Source organism: Sphingomonas sp. FARSPH (genome assembly GCF_003355005.1).
Classification (GTDB): Bacteria; Pseudomonadota; Alphaproteobacteria; order Sphingomonadales; family Sphingomonadaceae; genus Sphingomonas.
This window is the reverse complement of the sequence record NZ_CP029985.1, coordinates 859,462-876,270: the sequence shown is the minus strand read 5'-3', so window position 1 is coordinate 876,270 and position 16,809 is coordinate 859,462. Positions and strand designations below refer to the sequence as shown.

The following is a 16,809-nucleotide window of genomic DNA, read 5'->3' as shown; positions in this document are numbered from 1 at the left end:
TCCCTTTACCCCATCGCCCCGCGCAGGACTGCGCGCACGCCGCAGTCGCGGGGTTCGTATTCCACCGCAGCGTGCAGGCTTTGCGCCATCGAGCGGATGATGCGGGTGCCAAGGCCGGTGCCGCGCGGCACGACCTCGGCCGGCATGCCGCAGCCGTCGTCCTCGACCGCGAGCAGGTAGACCGCTTCATCGACCTGCGTCAGCGCGACGCGCACTTCGCCGCCGCTGCCCGGATAGGCGTATTTGCACGCGTTGGTCACGAGTTCGGTGACGATCACGCCCAGCGACACCGCGCGATCGGTGGGCAGGCGGATCGGATCGGCGACCAGGCGCAACGTATGCGGCATCGTGTCGCTCGACAGCGTTTCCGCCAGTTCCTCGATCAGCGCGCCGAGATAGTCGCGCATGTCGACGCTCTCGACGTCGTTGGCGGTGTAGAGGCGGCGGTGGACCTGCGCGATCGCGCCGATCCGCCGCTGCGTATCGTCGAGCGCGGCGCGCGCCGCCGGGTCGGTGATGCCGCTCGCCTGCAAGCGGACCATCGCGGTGACGAGCTGCAGCGAATTGGCGACGCGGTGATTGACCTCGCCGAGCAGCGCCTCGAGTCGCGCGTTGCTCGCGCGCAACGCTTCTTCGGCGCGCGCCTTTTCCCGCGCGAGCTGCGCGCGGTCGAGCACCTGCGCGAAACTGGCGGCGAGCAGGTCGAAGAAATCATCGCCGACCGTCTTCACGACATAATCCGCCGCGCCGGCCTTCAGCGCGGCAATCGCGACGCGCCCCTCGTCGGAGCCGGTGACGTAGACGACGGGCGGCGGCGTGGGCAGCGCGGCGAGCGCGGCGAGCGTCTCCAGCCCGTCCATCCCCGGCATGTAATGGTCGACCGCGACGAGGTCGAACGCCTGTGCGCCCGCCAGCGCCAACCCCTCCTCGCCGCCGTCGGCCAGCGTCACGCGATAGCCCCGCCGGTCCAGCGCACGCGCCGCCAGCCGCCGGATGCCGGCGTCGTCGTCGATGTACAGGACGCTGGGGGGGCGGGTCAGCTCAATGTTCCTCGATTTCGGGGACCTGGATCACCGACAGGAACAGCCCGAGCTGGCGGATCGCCTGCGCGAAACTTTCGTAATTGACCGGCTTGGTGATGTAGACGTTGCAGCCGAGGTCATAGCAGCGCTGGATCTCGATCTTGTCGTCGGTGGTGGTCAGCACGACGACGGGCGTGCGCTTCAGCGGACTGCCCTCGTCCTTGATCCGGGCGAGGATGTCGGTGCCGCTCATGTCGGGCAGATTGAGGTCGAGCAGGACGAGCGCGGGGCCGTTCTTCGCCGGGCCATCGGGCGCCTCGAACAGGAAATGCAGCGCCTGCGTCCCGTCGGTGAAATGCTTGATGTCGTTGAGGATGCCGGCGCGGCGAATGTTCTTTTCGATCAGGCGGGCATGGCCTTCATCGTCCTCGATCATCACGATACCGACGGATTGGTGAGCGTTCATCGGCTGATATCCTGCGTTTCGAAGGTCTTGGGAAGGTTGAGGCGGAAGGTCGATCCCTCGCCGAGGATGCTGTCCACCTCGATCGTCCCGCCGAGGCGATAGGCGAGCGCACGGACATGCGCCAGCCCGATCCCCTCGCCGGGCTGGTCCTGCTGCCCGGAGCGGCGGAACAGGTCGAAGATGCGCTGGTGGTCGCGCGGGTCGATGCCGCGCCCGTTGTCGGCGACCGACAGGATGACGCGCCCGCGCGTTTCCTCGCCCGAGACGGTGATCGTGCCGGGACGGCCTGGCTGCAGGTATTTCGACGCATTCTCGATCAGGTTCGACAGGATCTGTTCCAGCCCGACGCGATCGGTGACGAGGCCGGGCATCGGCCGGCGGATCGTCAGCGTCACGCCGCGGTCGTCGAGGATGTGGCGGATCGATCCCTCTACCGTCTCCGCTACCGCGGCCGGATCGATCGGTTCGGGCGCGATCACGCGCCGCCCCTCGCGCGACAGCTTGAGGATCGCGTTGATCAGCCGGTCCATCTTCTGCGTCGAGGTGCGGATGAAGCCGATCGCCTCGGGCAGATCCTCGCGCGCCGCAAGCCGCGCCTCCTCGGTGACGATGCCGGGGCATTCCGCCTCCGCGCGCTCGACTAGGTCGGCGAGGGGCGTCGTCGCCGCGGACAGTTCCGCGGTGAAGCCCATCACGTTGACCAGCGGCGAGCGCAGGTCGTGGCTGACGATATAGGCGAAGCGCTGGATCTCCTCGTTCGCGCGGCTGAGATCGGCGGTCCGCTCGTGCACCGTCTCCTCGAGCCGCTCGTTGAAGCGGGCAAGGTCGTCGCGCGAGGTCGCGAGGTCGCGCGTGTAGCGCAGGACGACGAGCAAGGCGGCGATCATCACCAGCACCAGCAGCACGCCGGCGAGCGCCAGGATGACGTAGAAGGCGTTGAGGCTCGCCTGCTGCGCCGCGTCGCGCATCGCGAGCAGCCGGCGCTCCTCCGCCGCCATATGATCGAAGGTGTCGCGGATCGCCGTCATCCGCCGGACGCTCGCCTCCTGATAGAACAGGATCATCGCCTCGGTCATCCGGCCGCTATCGACCATCGCGATCGATTGCGTCCGTGCGGCGAACAGGACGGCAAGCATCTGGCGCAACCTGGCCAGATTGGCGCGCTGGTTCGGATTGTCCTGCGTCAGCGTCGCGAGCCGGGCGACCGCGCCGGGCATCTCGTCCGCCCAGCGATAATAAGCGGTGCGATACTCACGGTTGGCGGTGAGCAGATAGCCGCGCCGCGATGCCTCCGCCTGTTCGATCAGCCGCCGCGCCGTGGCGATCGACAGCTCGACTTCATAGGTGTGGACGACCGCACGGGCGTGGTCCTGATTGCGGGCGGTGGCCCAGGCGGCGGCGATGCCGGCAGCGATCAGCGCGAGGAAGCCGACTGCCATGAACGACAGGATGACGCGGCCGAAGCGACCCTGCGACACGGCGAAGCGATTACGGATGGTTGCCAGCACGCGTTACGCTTAGGGCAGGGCTGTTGGCTTGCCTAGCCGTCCCGGCTCTCGCCTGCCGTCCCGCAAGCGGGAAGGGGGAGGCGGCGCGTTACAGCAACAGATCCTGCGCGCTGGCGCGGCCGACGCGGCCGCCGCCGCTGCGCCGGTCCATCTCGGCATTGGCGGTGAAGCGGATGTCGGGGTCGCGATCGGTCAGGAAGCCCATCAGGCTTTCGTGGTCCAGCTCGCGCCATTCCTTGCCGCGATGCGGGCCATAGCGGACGCGCGGCAGCAGGCCGGGGTCGCGCGACCATTCGAGCAATTGCGCGAGGCTCGCCTCGTTGAGCTGGTCGCGCAGGTGATGCGCGGTGACATAGGCGTCGGGAAAGGCGCGGTGCACGGGCAGGCCGCGGCTCTGGTCCAGCCCCTCGGGCCGGCGCCAGTAACGTAGCACCTGGTTGGAAAAGCTGGGCGAATCGGGCCACAGGCGCAGCGCGCATTTCCAGGTGCAGATCCAGTCGGCGCCGTGCGTCAGATTGGGGGTGCAGAATTGCTGTTCGAAATCCGCGCGATGCGCCGCCAGCGCGACGCGGCGCGGATAGGGATCTAGCACGCGGCGCGCGACGTCGTGCCACCATGGCGCGTCGGCGACATCCTCGTCGAGGATATGGTGGATCGCCTGCGTGATCGGCGGGATCGCGCGGCCGGGATTGACGAGGATCGACCCGCCCTCGCCCTCCAGTTCCCAGCGGCCCGACGGCTGGAGCGCGACATCCTGCCACCCGATCTCGCACACGCCATGCGCGGGCGGCGCGCTGCCGGTGGTTTCGAGATCGATGACGCGGATGATCTGGCGGGGAGCACGCATTGCGCCCAACATGGGTTGCCGGGCCGAGAAGCGCCAGTCTTATCCTCCCCGCACGCGGGGAGGGGAATCAGCGAAGCTGGTGGAGGGGGGCTTCCAACGAGCGTCGCGCGGCGTGGAGAACCCCCTCCGTCAGCGCCAGTCCTCGCTGTCGACGTCGAGTTCGCGCACGCCGCGGCGCTGGCGGGCGCGGTCGACCAGCTTTCTCAGGCCCTCGCGCCGTTCGCGCGCGGCGGGGACGTCGCGCAGCACGAACTGCGCGTGGCCCGTCGTCCGGTCGGTGGAGGTGATGGTGATCGTACCGATGTCGGTCAGCTGGTTGATCAGCGAATACTCGACGCGGATGTCCTTGATCCGGTACAGCTCGATCTCATCGATCGATTTCATCAGCAACCCGCGCCGCACGATCAGCCTCTGGTCGGTGATCTCGTAGGATGCGGCCATGTTCTGCAGCCAGCGCACCGCGATGATGACGAGGCCGACGCCGATCGCACAGGCGAGGATCGTCATCCAGCCGAGGAAGCTGCCGAACAGCCAGCGCCCCGTGCTGGAGCGAAAGGCGTCGACCGGACGCTCGGCAATGTAGCTTCCCACCATGCGCCCGACCCTATGCGCGGCGCGGCGGCTGTCAATCGCGCACCACGCCGCAGGCGGCGAGGTGCGCGTCGACCTCGCGCAGCAGGCGCGCGAGAGCCGCATCGTCGCTGCCTTCGGCGCGCAGCGTCAGCATATCCTGCGTGTTCGACGCGCGCAGCAGCCACCAGCCGTCGGGCGTCGTCACGCGCACGCCGTCGATCGCGCTGACATCGGCACCCGCCGCCGCCAGCCGGTCGCGCACCGCCGCGACGATGCGCCACTTGTCCGCCGCGGGCACGGGCACGCGCACGTCGGGCGTGTTGACCAGGGCGGGCATCGCGTCGCGCAGCTGCGTCAGCGAGCGGCCCGAACGGTCGACCGCATCGATCAGGCGGACGACGGCGAGGATCGCATCGTCGAACCCGTACCAGTCGTGGCGGAAGAAGATGTGCCCCGACAATTCGCCCGCGATCGGCGCGTCATGCGCGATCATCGCCTCCTTCATCGGGCTGTGCCCGGTCGCGCCCATCACCGGCCGCCCGCCGAGTTCGACGATCCGGTCGAAGACGTGGCGCGACGATTTGACGTCGGCGACCACCGCCGCGCCGGGGCAGGCGGCGAGCACCGGCTCCATCAGCAGGCAGAGCAGCTGGTCGCCCCACAGCACGCGGCCCTCGCCGTCGACCGCGCCGATCCGGTCGCCGTCGCCGTCGAACGCGACGCCGAAGTCGAGGCCGCGCGCGCGGACCAGCGCCTTGAGGTCGGCGAGGTTCGCCTCCTCGGTCGGGTCGGGATGATGATGGGGGAAACGGCCGTCGACCTCGGTGTAGAGCAGGTGATGCTCGCCCGGCAGGTCGCGGACCAGCCGCGCGACCACCGGCCCGGCGGCGCCGTTGCCGCAATCCCAGCCGATGCGATAGGCGCCGGCAGTATGGCCGGCGCGCAACCGCGCGACATAGGCATCCATCACGTCCGCCTCGCCGACGGTGCCGTTCCCCGTGATCCAGTCGCCCGCGGCGGCGAGGCGGGCGAGGTCGGTAACGTCGTCACCCCAGAAGGACCGGTGGCGGAGCATCAGCTTGAAGCCGTTGTCGCCGGGCGGATTGTGGCTGCCCGTCACCTGCACGCCGCCATCGACGCCCAGCGTGGCTTCGGCGAAATAGAGCATCGGCGTCGGCCCCACGCCGATCCGCACGACATCGACGCCCCCCGCGGTCAGCCCATCGACCAGCGCCGCCTCGAGATCGGGCGACGACAGCCGCCCGTCGCGCCCGACGACGATGCGCGCGCCGCGCGCGCGGCGCACCCGCGTCGCAAAACCGCGCCCGACCGCGTAAGCGTCGGCGGTATCGAGGTTGCGCCCGACGGTGCCGCGTACGTCATATTCGCGCAGGATCGCGGGGTCGAAATGGTGGGTCATCGGCACCGGTGGAGCATAACGGCGTCCGCGTGACCAGCCCTACGCGCCGCGTGGCCCCTACCACCTTCACCGAACAGCCCGGCCTCCGCCGGGGTTGGCAGGGCGGGCCGGGGGGCGTCCCCTTACCCCAATCGCGTCAGCAGCAGGTCGCGCGCGGCGTTGGCGCGGCGGGCGTCCTCCGCCGATCCGCCGCGGTCGGGATGCACCTCCGCCAGCAACCGGCGGTGCGCCGCGCGGATCGTCGCCGCATCCGCATCCTTCGCGACACCGAGCAGGCGCCGTGCGGCCGCCTCAGGCGTCGCCTTGCGCTTGGGGGCGGGGCGCAGGTAGCGCCAGGCGAGCCAGATCGCCGCCAGCGCGATCAGCCACTTCATGATGCGTCGGCGAGCAGTGGCAGCGCCGGTTCGGGCAGTTGCAGCGCCGCCATCATCTCGCGCAATTCCTGGCGGGCGGCGACGTGGCCCAGGCCCATCGCGCCGAATTCCTTCGAATCGATCATTGTCAGGCCGGCGGGAAACAGTTCGCGATAGATGACGCGTTCGCCGAGCCCCGGGATGATGCGGAAGCCGACGCGCTTGGCGAGCTGCCCCAGCGCATCGGACACGCGGCGCATGTTGCGCGCCTCGATATGCTGGAGACGGTTGCGCAGCACGACCCAGTCGATCTGCGTTCCGTCGGCGCGCGCGCGCTGCTTGCGCGCATCCCAGATCAGTTCGGAATAGAAGCTGGGCCGGGTGACGTTGAACGTTTCCGGATCGACCTGGCCGATCAGGTCGAAATCGACGAAACTGTCGTTCATCGGCGTGACCAGCGTGTTCGACAGCGCGGCTGCGGTGCGCGCGAAATGGTCGTCGCGGCCGGGCGTGTCGACGATCAGATAGTCGGCGCCCTGCGACAGGCGGTGCCACTTTTCCTCGAAAACCTCTTCGTGCACACCGTCGTGCGTGTCGTGGACGGGCATCGGCAACGCGCTGCCCGTCCGCTTGATCGTCGCGGCGCGATTGTCGAGATAGCGGCCGACGGTGCGCTGGCGGTGGTCGAGGTCGAAGCACGCGACCCTCGCCCCCTTCGCGGCGAGCGCGATCGCGACATGGACCGCCGTCGTCGATTTGCCCGTACCGCCCTTTTCATTGGCGAAGACGATGACATGCGGGCCAGCGGTGGCGGGAACGGATGGGGCAGGGACTGGGGGTGCAGATACTGGGGGGCCGTCGGCCACTGGTCGCATCCTTGTTGATCGATGGTTCCAGCCTCCATAGAAGCCGCGCGCTCATTGTTCGAGGGGGTTAAGCGCAATGCGGACGGTTCGGGATCTGAATGGCTTGCGCGAAATCGTCGCCGCCTGGCGTGCCGAAGGATACCGGATCGCGCTGGTCCCGACGATGGGCGCGCTGCATGCGGGGCATATGGCGCTGGTCGAGGCGGCGCGCCGGCCGGGGACGAAGGTGATCGCCTCGATCTTCGTCAATCCGAAGCAGTTCGGCCCGAACGAGGACCTTGCCCGCTATCCCCGCCGTGAAATGGCCGATTCGCGGCTGCTCGCCGACAATGGCTGCGACCTGTTGTGGCTGCCGCCGGTCGAGGTCATGTATCCGGAAGGCTTCGCGACCAACGTCGGCGTCGCGGGCGTCTCAGAAGGGTTCGATGGCGCCGCGCGCCCCGGCCATTTCGACGGGGTCGCCACCGTCGTCACCAAATTGTTCAACCAGACCGAGGCCGACGTCGCCTATTTCGGCGAAAAGGATTTCCAGCAGCTCGCCGTGATCCGCCGCATGGTCGCCGACCTCGACATGACAATCGAGATCGTCGGCGTGCCGACGCAGCGCGACGACGACGGCCTCGCGCTGTCATCGCGCAACATCTACCTCGACGAGGAGCAGCGCGCGAAGGCGGTAGCGCTGCCGCGCGCGCTGGGCATCGCGGCCCGCGCGATCGGCCGCGGCGATGATGTCGAGGCGGTGCTGGCGGAAGCGCGCGCGACGCTGAACGGCGCCGGTTTTACGGTCGACTATGTCGCGCTCGCCGATTCGGAGACGCTGGCCGAAAATCCCGCCGCGGATCGGCCGCGCCGGCTGCTCGCGGCGGCACGGATGGGGGCGACCCGGCTGATCGACAATGTCGCGATCGATCCAAGCACCTGAATTCATGGTTTTTTGCGCGTTAACCATTTCCTAGCGAATCGTGCGCCATGGTGGCCCCATGACATACAGGGGTCACCAATGGGCAACAGTCTCAAGAGCGCGCAGTTTCTCCTAGAAAGCCGGTTACGGGACGCGGCACGCGGCCGACCGGAAGCGCTGTTCGACCTGGGCGTCTGCTATTCGACCGGAACCTCGGGGGCGGGGATCGATCTGATCGAGGCGCACAAATGGTTCAATCTCGCCGCGGTCTACGGCCTGCCCGAAGCGGTCGACGCGCGGAGCGAAGTCGCCGAGGACCTGACCGCCCGCGAGATCGCCGAAGCGCAGCGCCAGGCGCGCGCCTGGCTGATGACGCACCAGCGCCGCGCGGCGTAGGCTGCGACGGCTGCACCCTCTCCCGTCGCGGGACGACCCTTCGTCGTTCTCGCGGCGTTCGCGGGATGATGGAGGGGTGGGATGCATTAAAAACCGTCATTCCCGCGCAGGCGGGAATCCAGAACCTCTGACCTCGCAGCAAGAGGCGCAACGGTAGTGCGTCTGGATTCCCGCCTGCGCGGGAATGACGTTTGGGGTTATTCAGCCTTCTTCTTCGCCGCCGCCTTTTTGGCGGGCGCCTTCTTCGCCGCGGGCTTCGCCGCCGCCTTCTTCGTCGGCGCTTTCCTCTTGCCCTTCGCCGGCGCCGCCGCGGCGCGCGCGTCGATCAGCTGCGCGGCCTCCTCCAGCGTCAGCGCCTCGGGCGTGATCGACTTGGGCAGGGTCGCGTTCGTCTCGCCATCGGTGACGTAGGGGCCGTAGCGCCCCTCCATCAGCTTGATCTCCGCCTCGGTGCGCGGATGATTGCCCAGTTCCTTGAGCGGCGCACGCGCCGCGCCGCGCTGCGGCCGGCCGCCGCCCGCGGCGGCATCCGCGAGCTTCGCCACGGCCGCGTTCATCCCCGTCTCGAACACCTCCGCGGTCGATTGCAGCCGCGCATATTTGCCGCCGTGCGCCAGATAGGGGCCGTAGCGCCCGATCGAGGCGGTGATCGGCTCGCCCGTCTCGGGATGGTTGCCGATCGTGCGCGGCAGGCTGAGCAGCTTCAATGCCCATTCGAGGTCTAGCTCGCCCGGCAAATCCTTGGGGATCGAGGCGCGCTTGGCGTCCTTGCCCTCGCCCAGCTGGATATACGGGCCGAACCGCCCCGACTTGCGCTCGACCTCCAGCCCCGTGACCGGATCCTTGCCCAGCCCCTCGGGCCCGCTGTCCTCGCCCGCCGCTTCACCACCCTGTGCGAAGCGGCGGGTGTATTTGCATTCGGGATAGTTGGAGCAGGCGATGAACGCGCCGAACCGGCCGCCGCGCAGCGCGAGCTTGCCCGCCTCGCACTTCGGGCACAGCCGGGGGTCGCTGCCATCCGCCTTGTCGGGGAAGAGATAGGGCGCGAGGAATTGGTCCAGCTCGGCGGTAATCGCGCTCGGCTGCTGTTCCATCACCTCCGCGGTACGCGGCTTGAAATCGCGCCAGAAGGCTTCCAGCACCGCCTGCCACTGCGCGCGGCCGCCGGACACGTCGTCCAGCTCTTCCTCCAGCTCGGCGGTATAGTCGAACCCGACATATTTCTCGAAGAAGCGTTCGAGGAACGCGGTCACCAGCCGGCCCGATTCCTCGGCGAAGAAGCGGTTCTTCTCGACGCGGACGTAATTGCGGTCCTTCAGCGTTTTGATGATCGAGGCATAGGTCGACGGACGGCCGATGCCGAGCTCCTCCATCCGCTTGACCAGCGACGCTTCGGAAAAGCGCGGCGGCGGCTGGGTGAAATGCTGCTCGGCATCCACCGCCTTCTTCGCCGGCGCATCGCCCTCGCGCAGCCGGGGCAGGCGGCGCGCTTCTTCATCCTGCGAATCGTCGGTGCCTTCCTCGTAGAGCGCGAGGAAGCCGGGGAACATCACGACCTGCCCGGTCGCGCGCAGCACGGTGCGGCCCGTGCCGTCCGCCATCTCGACCGTGGTGCGCTCCATCCGCGCCGACGCCATCTGGCTGGCGAGCGCGCGCTTCCAGATCAGGTCGTAGAGGCGCGCATGGTCGCCGCCGCCGACGCGGTCCTTGCCGAAATCGGTCGGCCGGATCGCCTCATGCGCTTCCTGGGCGTTCTTTGCCTTGGTCTGATACTGGCGCGGGGAATCGGGGACGTAATGCGCGTCGTAACGGTCGGCGATCGCCTTGCGGGCGGCGCTGATCGCGCTGCCGTCCATCTGCACGCCGTCGGTGCGCATGTAGGTTATCGCGCCGTCCTCGTAGAGCCCTTGCGCGATCCGCATCGTATGGTCGGCGGAGAAGCCGAGCTTGCGCGCCGCCTCCTGCTGCAGCGTGCTGGTCGTGAACGGCGGCGGCGGGTTGCGCGTCGCGGGCTTGGTCTCGACCGACTGGACGGTGAACTTCCCCGCCTCGACGTCCGCCTTCGCCGCCAGGGCGTCGCCCTCTTTGCCGATCGACAGCCGGTCGAGCTTCTGGCCCTTCCACAGGACGAGGCGTGCGGCGAACGGCGTGCCGTCCTGCTCCATCTGCGCGATGACCGACCAATATTCCTGCGCGACGAACTTCTCGATCTCGCGCTCGCGATCGACGATCAGGCGCAGCGCCACCGACTGGACGCGGCCCGCGGACTTGGCGCCGGGCAGCTTGCGCCACAGGACGGGCGACAGCGTGAAGCCGACGAGATAGTCGAGCGCGCGCCGCGCCCGGTATGCGTCGATCAGGTCGGTGTCGAGCTCGCGCGGGGCGGCCATCGCCGCGGTCACCGCCGGCTTGGTGATCGCGTTGAACGTCACCCGCTGCACGTCCTTGGGCAGCGCCTTTTTCGCACGCAGCACCTCCTGCACGTGCCAGCTGATCGCCTCCCCCTCGCGATCGGGGTCGGTCGCCAGGATCAGCCGATCGGCGTGCTTCGCCTCGTCGGCGATCGCCTTCAACTGGCGCGTCTTGTCGGCGTAATTCTCCCATTCCATCGCGAAGCCCGCGTCGGGGTCGACGCTGCCGTCCCGGGCCGGCAGGTCGCGGACGTGGCCGTAGGAAGCCAGGACGCGATAGTCCGCGCCCAGATACTTCTCGATGGTTTTGGCCTTGGCGGGCGATTCGACGATGACGAGTTGCATGGGGTGCGTATAAGGTCCTTGCGTGTACGCGCGAGGGTGGAAAGCCTGCGCGGTTGCTGTCAACAGGGGGCAGGCAGGGATGTGGGGATTGCGGGACGCACGGTGCAAGCCGTGACCGGCGGCGGCGCGCGCGAGGCGCGGGAACGGGCACAGCTGGAACGGCTGACCTTCTTCTCCGACGCGGTGTTCGCGATCGCGATGACCCTGCTCGTCGTCGAGGTGCGGTTGCCGCATCTGCACCAGCCGACCGGGCCGGACCTGGGGCAGGCGCTGCTCGGCCTCATTCCCAATTACGTCGGTTTCCTCGTCAGCTTCCTCGTGCTCGGCCGCTTCTGGCTCGCGCATCACGAGGTGATGGGGCTGCTTAAGGCGGCGGACAAAAGGCTGGTGGTGGTGAACCTGCTGCTGCTGCTCGGCGTCGCGTTCATGCCGTTTCCGACCGCGGTGATCAGCGAATATGTGCAGCTGCGTGTCGGCATCTGTTTCTACACCGGCTGGCTGATCCTGCTCGGCCTGCTCAACCGCCAGGTGATCCGTGCGATCGTGCGCAACCCGGCGTTGCTCGACGAGGGCATCTCGCCCGCGGACCTGCGGCCGTTTCTGCAACGCAGCTGGATTTCGATCATCATCGGCGTCGGCGCCTTTGCCGCGGGCATGGTGACGTGGATCGCCGCGCTGGTCGTGCTGATGATCGGCGCGCCGCTGATCGCCCTGCTGGTCGCGCGCCGGGCGGCGCGACGGGCGGACGCCTGAGGTGGACCCCTGCGGCGGTCAGTCCCGCCGCCTATCCCGCTGTTCGTGGACGAGATGCAGGCCGACCAGCCGCGCGAGCAATGTGGCGGGGAACAGCTGGCCGATCACCGCCTCGAGGTTGGCGAGGCTGCGCGTCAGCGCCGCGGCGGGCACGATATCGCCATAGCCCGTCGTCGTGATCGTCGTCAGGCTGAAATAGGTGAACGCCGCGGTCGATCGTTCGGGCGGCGCGTGCAACACGTCGGGGCCGGAAAAGGCGTGGCCGACATGCATCGCGACGATGCCGTAGAGTACCGCGAACAGCGCGGCGATGTTGAGATACAGCAGCACCGCGCCACGGATGCGATGCGCGGTGACGCGGCCGGCGGCGAAGACGTGCTGCGCGACGACGCCAGTCACCGCGCCGTTGAACACGAGCGCGGCAAAGGCGATCGCCTCATGCTGTTCGACCGGGTCGAGGCGCAGCATATGCGTCACCCGCAGCCCGAACAGCGGCCAGGCGACGAGCAGCGCGATCGAGGCGGCGAGCAGCCCCTGCACCAGCCGGTGTCGCGTCAGGATGCCGATGCAGATCGCGGCAAAGGCGAGGTGGCACAGGTCGAGCAAGGTGCGCCCGACCGCCCAGTCCCGCGCCAGCGGCACGACGACGAACAACGTCACGCCCTGGACGATCAGCAGCGCGGACAGGCTGTGGTCGACCAGCCGGTCGCGATCGTTGATCCAGTCCGTCATCCCGTTCCGTCCGTCGCCCCGGCAATGCGCCCTGCGCGCGCGAGGCTGAATTGCGGATTGACGGGTTGGCGGCAATAGGCGTTTCGGGCGGCGATGCTGCGGAAGACGGGCGGCACGCGGCGGCGCGCCGATCGGCCCGGCCTTCGCGAAGCGGCCGAGCCGGACCCGCTTCGCCCGAAACCGGACGTATCTTCAAAAAGTTTTTCCTCATCAGCGTGTTAGAGGGCCTGCCGTCCCGTCCCGCCCGGCCGCCATGCTCGCATCCCCATCGCATCGGCGCCAATTCAGCGGAAAGAGTTAACCTTTGAACCTTAACTTTGATCAACAGGGTCTTTACTTGGGCTGAGGGTCGAAAACATAATGGTCAGCAATCATGCTGCAGTCGTTGCGCCGGACGCGGTCGAAGACGGATCGCTCGCCTTACAGCTGCAGCATTCGCTCGACCGTGAGCAGCGGCTGCTTTCCGCGCTGGACGCGGGCAGTGCGGGCATCTGGGACTGGAACATCGAAACCGGGGAATGCTGGTTTTCGGACGTGTGGCTGCTCATGCTGGGTTACGCGCCCGGCGAACTGGTCGGTCACGTCGACACGTGGGCGGCGCTGGTCCACCCGGACGACGAACCGCGCGCGCGCAAGCTGATCGAACAGCATTTCAGCGGCGAGACGTCGTTTTACGAGTGCGAGCACCGCCTGCGCTGCAAGGACGGCAGCTGGGGATGGGTGTTGGCACGCGGGCGCGTCCTCAATCATGGCGACGACGGACGGCCATCGCGCCTGGTCGGCACGCACGTCGACATCAAGGCGCGCAAGGAGGCAGAAACCAAGATCGCGCTCATGACGGTCCAGATCACGACCGCGGCCGAACGGGCCGCTGCGGCGATGCACGATTCGGCCCGGACTGCGGCGGGCCTGATCACCGCGATCGACGAGGCCCAGGCCGAATTCGAATCGGCCCACGCCATCACCGTCCGCGCCGCGGACGAAGCGACGCGGACAGAGACGATTTCGCGCGACCTCGCGCAGCATGCGGTCGAGATCGCGTCCATCGTCACCCTGATCCGCGAGATTGCCGGCCACACCAACCTGCTGGCGCTCAATGCGACGATCGAGGCCGCGCGCGCCGGCGACGCCGGCCGGGGATTCTCCGTCGTTGCGCAAGAGGTGAAGAGCCTCGCCAGCCAGACGGCGCGGGCGACGGACAGCATCGCCGCCAAGGTCGATGCGGTCCGCGCCTCGGTCAGCGCGGCGGTCAGCGCCAACGCTTCGGTGCGAGAGGGCGTCGCCAAGGTGATCGAGCGTGCGGAACACCTGCGGTCGGCGTTCACCGGCCAATCGGCGAAAGTGACGGCCATCACCGCGGCGATCGACGAAACGGCGATGACGGCCAGGTCGATGTCCGACACGATCGGCCGGATCCGATCGGGGTCCGACGAGCGCGCGCCCGATGTCGCCCCCACGCCGCTCGCCACGCGTTCCTGACGGCGGCCTAGCCATTCAGGCTGACCCGCCCGCCCGCGTGCCGTTCCAGTCGCCCCGCCAGTTCCAGTTCCAGCAGCACCGTCTGCACGACAGCGGGCGCAAGGCCGCTCTGGCGAATCAGTTCGTCGACCGGCGCGGCAACCGGGCCGAGCAGCGAGAGAACGGCGGCGCGCTCGTGGTCACTGGCATCGGCGGGGGGCGGGGCGCCATAGCCCGCTGACGGCGCGCGGACGGCACGCGGGTCGATCGGGCGGATCTGCTCCAGCACGTCGGCGGCGGTCTGGATCAGCGTCGCGCCTTCGCGGATCAACAGGTTGCACCCCTGCGCGCGCGGATCGATCGGACTGCCGGGCACCGCCATCACCTCGCGCCCCGCCTCGTTCGCCAGCCGCGCGGTGATGAGTGAGCCGGACCGCGGCGCTGCCTCCACCACTACCGTGCCGATCGCCAGGCCGGCGATGATGCGGTTGCGCGACGGGAAGTTGCGCGCCAGCGGCTGCGTGCCCGGCGGCTGTTCGGCGATCAGCAGCGCGGCGCGCGCCACGTCTTCCTGCAGGGCGGCGTTCTCGGGCGGGAAGACGACGTCGATGCCGCTCGCGATCACGCCGATCGTGCGCGGCATCGCCCCGCCATGCGCCGCGGTGTCGATTCCGCGCGCGAGGCCGGAGACGACGGTCACGCCCCCCGCCGCCAGTTCGTGCGCCAGCCCGCGCGCGAAGCGGCACGCGGCGGCGGACGCGTTGCGCGCGCCGACCAGCGCGACGCACGGCGCCTGCGTCAGCGCCATGTCGCCGCGCACGATCAGCGCGGGCGGGGCGCTGTCGAGTTCGGCAAGCAGCGCCGGATAGTCGGGCGCACCGAGGAAGACGTATCGCGCGCCGAATTGCGCGGTCGCCGCCATCTCGCGCGCGACGAGCCGCGCGTCGGGCACGGCCGGCGCATTGCCGCCGCCGCGCCGGGCCAGCGTCGGCAACGCCTCGATCGCCGCGGCGGCGGTGCCGAAGCGGGCGATGAGCTGGCGATAGGTGACCGGGCCGACGCCCGGCGTACGGATCAGGCGGAGGCGGTCGCTGCCGTCTCCGGCCCCTTCGCCGGCCAAGTCAGCGCGCCTTCCTGCCGCCGATGCGCGGCTCGTCGCCGGCCGCCAGCCGCTCGATATTCTCACGGTGCTTCCACAGCACGATCGCGGCAAGGCCGAGCAGCAGCATGACGAGGTCGAACCGCCCGAACGCCGCGCCGCTGACCGGGGCGCTGACCGCCGCGGCCATCCCCGCGACCGACGAGATGCGCAGGCTGGCCAGCAGCCCGAGCCACACCACCGCATAGACGAGGCCCATCGGCCAGTGCAGCGCGAGCACGATGCCCATCAGCGTCGCGACCCCCTTGCCGCCGCGAAAGCGCAACCACACGGGATAGCAATGGCCGATGAACGCGGCCGCCGCGGCGATCATCTCGTCACCCGGGAACAGCCAGGCGACCAGCCACACCGCGACCGCGCCCTTCAACAGGTCGAGCAGCAACGTCGCCGCGGCCAGCCCCTTGCGCCCGGTGCGCAGCACGTTCGTTGCGCCGATATTGCCAGACCCGATCGTACGCAGATCGCCCGCGCCGCCGATCCGCGTCAGGATGACGCCGAACGGGATCGAGCCCAGCAGATACCCGAGCAGCAGCGCGCACGTCGGCGCGATCCAGAGAATTTCGGTCTGCAAACGGCCCCCTCTACAACGCCTGCCTCAATAACGCCGTCGATCCCGCTTGGCCATCATCTCGATGGCGCGCGCCATGCTTCGTCCGGCGTCGGACATGCGCCGTATACGCGCCCCGCGCTGGACGCGGGGGCCGCCCCCGACCTATGCCGCCGCGCATGGACGCACGGCCTATCCTGTTCTTCGATTCCGGCGTCGGCGGCCTGTCGGTCGTCACCCCGACGCGCGCGCTGCTGCCGCAGGCGCCGATCGTCTATGCCGCCGATTCGGCGGCCTTCCCCTATGGCATCAAGTCTGAAGGCGAGATTGCGGCGCGCGTCCCCGCGCTGCTCGGCCGCCTGGTCGAACGCTATCGCCCGCGGCTCGTCGTCATCGCCTGCAACACCGCCTCCACGATCGCGCTGCCCGCGGTGCGCGCGGCGCTCGACCTGCCCGTGGTCGGCACCGTGCCCGCGATAAAGCCTGCCGCGGCGCTGAGCGTGGCGCGCGCGATCGGCGTGCTCGGCACGGAGGCGACGGTGCGCCAGCCCTATGTCGACGATCTCGCGGCACGTTTCGCCGCCGACTGCCGCGTGCTGCGCCATGGATCGGCGCGGCTCGTCGCGCTGGCGGAAGCGAAGCTGGCGGGCGAGCCGGTGCCCGCCGATGCGGTGGCGGGCGAACTCGCCGGGCTGTTCGGCCAGCCGGGCGGTGAGGCGATCGACGTCATCGTCAACGCCTGCACCCACTTCCCGCTGCTGGCCGAGGAACTGGCGGTGGCCGCTCCCGGCGTGCGCTTCGTCGACGGCGGCCCCGGTATCGCGCGCCGCATCGCCGCGCTGACCGACGGGCAGGACTGGCCCGCCGACCCGGCGCCCGATCGCCTGATCTTCACGCATCTCGGGGATCGCGAAAGGGCGATCGCCGCGGGCCTGCGCGAGCAAGGCTTCGGGACCGCGGAAGCGCTGTAGCGTTCGTCGACCGTGGGACAAAATGCCCAACCCTTCGATCACGCTGAGCGTCATTCTCTTCTGGCAAGCGCCCCGTGCGCC

17 protein-coding genes are annotated in these 16,809 nt (G+C 69.2%); 5 read left to right on the top strand and 12 right to left on the bottom strand.

Going from position 1 to position 16,809, the window contains the following annotated elements:
• Positions 1–5: 5 nt before the first annotated feature.
• The 8 genes from DM480_RS04350 to DM480_RS04315 all read right to left on the bottom strand — a co-directional run bounded on the left by DM480_RS04350 (position 6) and on the right by DM480_RS04315 (position 7,055).
• Complete coding sequence (locus DM480_RS04350) at positions 6–995, bottom strand: sensor histidine kinase (protein ID WP_232834178.1); 990 nt, start codon at positions 993–995, stop codon at positions 6–8.
• Between the two features lie 46 nt (positions 996–1,041).
• Positions 1,042–1,488 (bottom strand): response regulator, encoded by a 447-nt coding sequence (locus DM480_RS04345; protein ID WP_115377748.1) that lies wholly within the window; start codon positions 1,486–1,488, stop codon positions 1,042–1,044.
• Positions 1,485–2,996, bottom strand: a complete 1,512-nt coding sequence (locus DM480_RS04340; protein ID WP_115377747.1) for a sensor histidine kinase — start codon at positions 2,994–2,996, stop codon at positions 1,485–1,487. Before DM480_RS04340 ends, DM480_RS04345 begins: the two co-directional genes overlap by 4 nt.
• 88 nt (positions 2,997–3,084) lie before the next feature.
• Positions 3,085–3,843 carry an exonuclease domain-containing protein gene (locus tag DM480_RS04335; protein WP_115377746.1) on the bottom strand — a complete coding sequence of 253 codons (759 nt, stop codon included), beginning with the start codon at positions 3,841–3,843 and terminating at the stop codon, positions 3,085–3,087.
• A 129-nt stretch (positions 3,844–3,972) separates the two neighbouring features.
• Positions 3,973–4,437, bottom strand: coding sequence for a PH domain-containing protein (locus DM480_RS04330; RefSeq protein ID WP_115377745.1), 465 nt, complete (start codon positions 4,435–4,437; stop codon positions 3,973–3,975).
• Positions 4,438–4,468: 31 nt separating this feature from the next.
• Positions 4,469–5,836, bottom strand: coding sequence for a phosphoglucomutase/phosphomannomutase PgmG (pgmG, locus tag DM480_RS04325; RefSeq protein WP_115377744.1), 1,368 nt, complete (start codon positions 5,834–5,836; stop codon positions 4,469–4,471).
• 122 nt (positions 5,837–5,958) lie between these two features.
• The gene (locus DM480_RS04320) at positions 5,959–6,210 is read right to left on the bottom strand and encodes a J domain-containing protein (RefSeq protein ID WP_115377743.1); all 252 of its coding nucleotides are present in this window, start codon (positions 6,208–6,210) and stop codon (positions 5,959–5,961) included.
• The gene (locus DM480_RS04315; RefSeq protein WP_115377742.1) at positions 6,207–7,055 is read right to left on the bottom strand and encodes a division plane positioning ATPase MipZ; all 849 of its coding nucleotides are present in this window, start codon (positions 7,053–7,055) and stop codon (positions 6,207–6,209) included. The genes DM480_RS04320 and DM480_RS04315 overlap by 4 nt, the downstream gene beginning before the upstream one ends.
• A 76-nt stretch (positions 7,056–7,131) precedes the next feature.
• Here DM480_RS04315 and panC point away from each other — a divergent pair, with 76 nt between their 5' ends.
• Complete coding sequence (gene panC / locus DM480_RS04310) at positions 7,132–7,977, top strand: pantoate--beta-alanine ligase (protein WP_115377741.1); 846 nt, start codon at positions 7,132–7,134, stop codon at positions 7,975–7,977.
• Between the two features lie 78 nt (positions 7,978–8,055).
• Entirely contained in the window at positions 8,056–8,352 is a 297-nt protein-coding gene (locus DM480_RS04305) for a sel1 repeat family protein (RefSeq protein ID WP_115377740.1), read from the top strand.
• Between the two features lie 197 nt (positions 8,353–8,549).
• Here the strand turns inward: DM480_RS04305 and topA are convergent, their stop codons facing one another.
• On the bottom strand, positions 8,550–11,108 hold the full coding sequence (gene topA, locus DM480_RS04300; protein ID WP_115377739.1) for a type I DNA topoisomerase: 2,559 nt from the start codon (positions 11,106–11,108) through the stop codon (positions 8,550–8,552).
• A 102-nt stretch (positions 11,109–11,210) separates the two neighbouring features.
• Between topA and DM480_RS04295 the strand changes: the two genes are divergently transcribed.
• The gene (locus DM480_RS04295; protein ID WP_232834117.1) at positions 11,211–11,861 is read left to right on the top strand and encodes a TMEM175 family protein; all 651 of its coding nucleotides are present in this window, start codon (positions 11,211–11,213) and stop codon (positions 11,859–11,861) included.
• Between the two features lie 18 nt (positions 11,862–11,879).
• Here the strand turns inward: DM480_RS04295 and DM480_RS04290 are convergent, their stop codons facing one another.
• Positions 11,880–12,593: a potassium channel family protein gene (locus tag DM480_RS04290; RefSeq protein WP_115377738.1), complete on the bottom strand. Its 714-nt coding sequence runs from the start codon at positions 12,591–12,593 to the stop codon at positions 11,880–11,882.
• Between the two features lie 360 nt (positions 12,594–12,953).
• Here DM480_RS04290 and DM480_RS04285 point away from each other — a divergent pair, with 360 nt between their 5' ends.
• A complete protein-coding gene (locus tag DM480_RS04285; protein WP_115377737.1) occupies positions 12,954–14,072 on the top strand; it encodes a methyl-accepting chemotaxis protein in 1,119 nt (372 codons plus the stop codon).
• 7 nt (positions 14,073–14,079) lie between these two features.
• On the opposite strand, the gene dprA is transcribed toward DM480_RS04285, so the two are convergent.
• Both dprA and plsY read right to left on the bottom strand, forming a co-directional pair.
• On the bottom strand, positions 14,080–15,171 hold the full coding sequence (gene dprA / locus DM480_RS04280) for a DNA-processing protein DprA (RefSeq protein ID WP_115377736.1): 1,092 nt from the start codon (positions 15,169–15,171) through the stop codon (positions 14,080–14,082).
• Position 15,172: 1 nt separating this feature from the next.
• Positions 15,173–15,781 (bottom strand): glycerol-3-phosphate 1-O-acyltransferase PlsY, encoded by a 609-nt coding sequence (gene plsY, locus DM480_RS04275; RefSeq protein ID WP_232834116.1) that lies wholly within the window; start codon positions 15,779–15,781, stop codon positions 15,173–15,175.
• Between the two features lie 155 nt (positions 15,782–15,936).
• Between plsY and murI the strand changes: the two genes are divergently transcribed.
• Positions 15,937–16,728 (top strand): glutamate racemase, encoded by a 792-nt coding sequence (gene murI / locus DM480_RS04270; protein ID WP_115377735.1) that lies wholly within the window; start codon positions 15,937–15,939, stop codon positions 16,726–16,728.
• Positions 16,729–16,809 lie beyond the last annotated feature (81 nt).

Coding starts and splice junctions, on each gene's coding strand:
- DM480_RS04320 (WP_115377743.1), bottom strand. CDS start 6,210: ATGAAGTGGCTGATCGCGCTGGCGGCGATCTGGCTCGCCTGGCGCTAC.
- DM480_RS04345 (WP_115377748.1), bottom strand. CDS start 1,488: ATGAACGCTCACCAATCCGTCGGTATCGTGATGATCGAGGACGATGAA.
- DM480_RS04285 (WP_115377737.1), top strand. CDS start 12,954: ATGGTCAGCAATCATGCTGCAGTCGTTGCGCCGGACGCGGTCGAAGAC.
- pgmG (WP_115377744.1), bottom strand. CDS start 5,836: ATGACCCACCATTTCGACCCCGCGATCCTGCGCGAATATGACGTACGC.
- topA (WP_115377739.1), bottom strand. CDS start 11,108: ATGCAACTCGTCATCGTCGAATCGCCCGCCAAGGCCAAAACCATCGAG.
- DM480_RS04290 (WP_115377738.1), bottom strand. CDS start 12,593: ATGACGGACTGGATCAACGATCGCGACCGGCTGGTCGACCACAGCCTG.
- murI (WP_115377735.1), top strand. CDS start 15,937: ATGGACGCACGGCCTATCCTGTTCTTCGATTCCGGCGTCGGCGGCCTG.
- panC (WP_115377741.1), top strand. CDS start 7,132: ATGCGGACGGTTCGGGATCTGAATGGCTTGCGCGAAATCGTCGCCGCC.
- DM480_RS04305 (WP_115377740.1), top strand. CDS start 8,056: ATGGGCAACAGTCTCAAGAGCGCGCAGTTTCTCCTAGAAAGCCGGTTA.
- DM480_RS04335 (WP_115377746.1), bottom strand. CDS start 3,843: ATGCGTGCTCCCCGCCAGATCATCCGCGTCATCGATCTCGAAACCACC.
- DM480_RS04330 (WP_115377745.1), bottom strand. CDS start 4,437: ATGGTGGGAAGCTACATTGCCGAGCGTCCGGTCGACGCCTTTCGCTCC.